This is a genomic window from Acinetobacter sp. YH12040 (assembly GCF_013420005.1).
Lineage (GTDB): Bacteria > Pseudomonadota > Gammaproteobacteria > Pseudomonadales > Moraxellaceae > Acinetobacter > Acinetobacter amyesii.
The window spans coordinates 1-1321 of sequence record NZ_VOZB01000036.1; the positions used below are offsets into that span (position 1 = coordinate 1).

A 1321-nucleotide genomic window follows, 5' to 3' on the forward strand; every position below is an offset into this window, starting at 1 on the left:
TGAGACTGTAAATTAAATTGTGTAATTGCCTGAATTTGCTATGTTCATATTCACAACGGAGTCAGGCAACATGATGAACGAACAAAAACTAAAAGACCTTGCAGCAGAATTTGCTAAAGGAATCAAAACAGAAGACGATCTCAATCAATTCACCCGATTGTTGACTAAACTCACTGTTGAAACGGCTCTCAATGCCGAACTTACCGAACATCTCGGACATGAAAAGAATGCTCGTAAGAACGGTTCAAATGCTCGTAACGGTTATTCCAGTAAGACCGTGCTGAGCGATGATGGTGAGATTGAGATCACCACACCACGAGATCGTGATGGCACATTTGAGCCACAGCTAATTAAAAAGAATCAGACTCGTATCACGCAAATGGATAGCCAAATTCTATCCCTTTATGCCAAAGGCATGACTACCCGTGAAATCGTGGCTACTTTCAAAGAAATGTACGATGCTGATGTATCGCCAACGCTTATTTCCAAGGTGACTGATGCTGTTAAGGAGCAAGTCGCTGAATGGCAAAACCGTCCGCTGGATGCACTCTATCCCATCGTCTATATGGACTGTATTGTAGTTAAAGTCCGTCATAATGGCAGTGTTATCAACAAGGCTGTATTCCTTGCCTTAGGCATTAATCTTGATGGACAGAAAGAACTGCTCGGCATGTGGATGGCTGAGAATGAAGGTGCAAAATTCTGGCTGAATGTCCTGACTGAGCTTAAAAACCGAGGGTTGCAGGATATTCTGATCGCCTGTGTGGATGGACTAAAAGGCTTTCCTGATGCCATTAACAGCGTATACCCGCAAACCCATATCCAGCTGTGCATTATCCATATGCTGCGTAACAGCTTGAAATACGTATCATGGAAAGATTACAAAGCCGTCACTCAGGATTTAAAAGCCGTTTATCAGTCACCTACTGAAGAGGCAGCCTTGATGGCCTTGGATCAATTCGCCCAAACATGGGATGACAAGTACCCACAGATCAGCAAAAGCTGGCGTACACACTGGGAGAATCTAAATACCTTCTTTGCTTATCCAGCCGAGATACGCAAAGCCATCTATACCACCAATGCGATCGAATCATTAAACAGCGTAATACGTCAGGCGATCAAAAAGCGTAAAGTCTTTCCAACGGATGATTCTGTACGTAAAGTGATTTACCTGGCAATTGATGCAGCGTCTAAAAAGTGGAATATGCCTATTCGCGACTGGCGTTTAGCCATGAGCCGCTTTATTATTGAATTCGGTGACCGCTTAAGCAATCACCTTTAAATTTATGAAAAGCAATTACACAAAATTATTTACAGGCTC

Annotated in this window: 1 protein-coding gene; it reads left to right on the plus strand. The window is 42.9% G+C overall.

Features of this window, described 5'->3' with window-relative positions:
- The first annotated feature begins 73 nt into the window (after positions 1-73).
- A complete protein-coding gene (locus FTT99_RS16320; protein WP_032028744.1) occupies positions 74-1282 on the plus strand; it encodes an IS256 family transposase in 1209 nt (402 codons plus the stop codon).
- The last annotated feature ends 39 nt before the right edge of the window (positions 1283-1321 follow it).